The following is a 981-nucleotide window of genomic DNA, read 5'->3' on the forward strand; positions in this document are numbered from 1 at the left end:
GTAACTATCCCCTAAAATAGTACAGCCAAAAAGTAGAAAATTCTCTATGATAAAAGTAAAAGAGGATTTAATTATGAAAAAAATGACTGAACATCAAATCGTCGCTATTTTAAAAGAAGCTGAAGCCGGTATTCCTGTCAAGGAACTCTGTCGCAAATATGGCATGGGTAATTCAACTTTCTATAAGTGGCGAGAAAAATACGGCGGTATGGAAACGTCGGATATTAAACGCTTAAAGGAGCTGGAGGCTGAAAACTGCAAGCTTAAGCAGATGTTTGCCGAACTGAGCTTAAAATCCCAGCTTCAGGAAGAAATCATAAAAAAGCTTTAGTGCCAACAGGGGCACGTAAAACGTGGGCACAGCAACTACAACAAAATCATTCAGTTACTATTGCTATGAGTTGTGCCATTGTTGGTTTAAGCCGTTGTGCTTACTATTATCAAGCTAAGTTACAGGATGATTCGGTGATTGTTTCGGTGTTGAATGCTATCACAGACCGGCATTTACGCTGGGGCTTTCCTAAATGTTTTAATCGTATCAGAAAGCTCGGCTATCAATGGAATCATAAACGGGTATATCGGGTGTATTGTGAATTAAAGCTTAATCTCAGGGTAAAGCGTAAAAAACGCATTCCTCCACGATGCCCGGAAAGGTTATTAGCCCCCAATAAACAAGGTGAATGTTGGTCAATGGATTTTATGAGTGACAGTAGTCGTAATCAACGTCGCTTTAGGACATTCAATGTCATCGATGACTTTAATCGTGAGGCATTAGGTATTGATATTGGTGTGAGTTTACCCGCAGGTAGAGTGACTCGTTATTTGGATAAATTGGCGGAGTATCATGGTTATCCGTTAAAAATACGCGTCGATAATGGACCAGAATTTACAGGAAAAACCTTTATAAACTGGGCTAAATCACATGATATAGCCATTGATTATATCCAGCCCGGTAGCCCTTATGAAAATGGTTATATTGAA

2 protein-coding genes are annotated in these 981 nt (G+C 39.2%); both read left to right on the plus strand.

Features of this window, described 5'->3' with window-relative positions; all coding sequences use genetic code 11:
- Positions 1-73: 73 nt before the first annotated feature.
- Complete coding sequence (locus A9G41_RS03030) at positions 74-331, plus strand: transposase (protein WP_176700436.1); 258 nt, start codon at positions 74-76, stop codon at positions 329-331.
- A partial coding sequence (locus A9G41_RS03035) for a DDE-type integrase/transposase/recombinase (protein ID WP_075539321.1) occupies positions 331-981 on the plus strand: 651 nt, incomplete at its 3' end. The genes A9G41_RS03030 and A9G41_RS03035, both read left to right, overlap by 1 nt.

The sequence above is a fragment of the Gilliamella sp. Nev5-1 genome (assembly GCF_001690895.1).
GTDB classification, from domain to species: domain Bacteria; phylum Pseudomonadota; class Gammaproteobacteria; order Enterobacterales; family Orbaceae; genus Gilliamella; species Gilliamella apicola_C.

What these genes read in the sequence shown, in the direction of transcription:
- A9G41_RS03030 (WP_176700436.1), top strand. Translation starts at nt 74, where the DNA reads ATGAAAAAAATGACTGAACATCAAATCGTCGCTATTTTAAAAGAAGCT.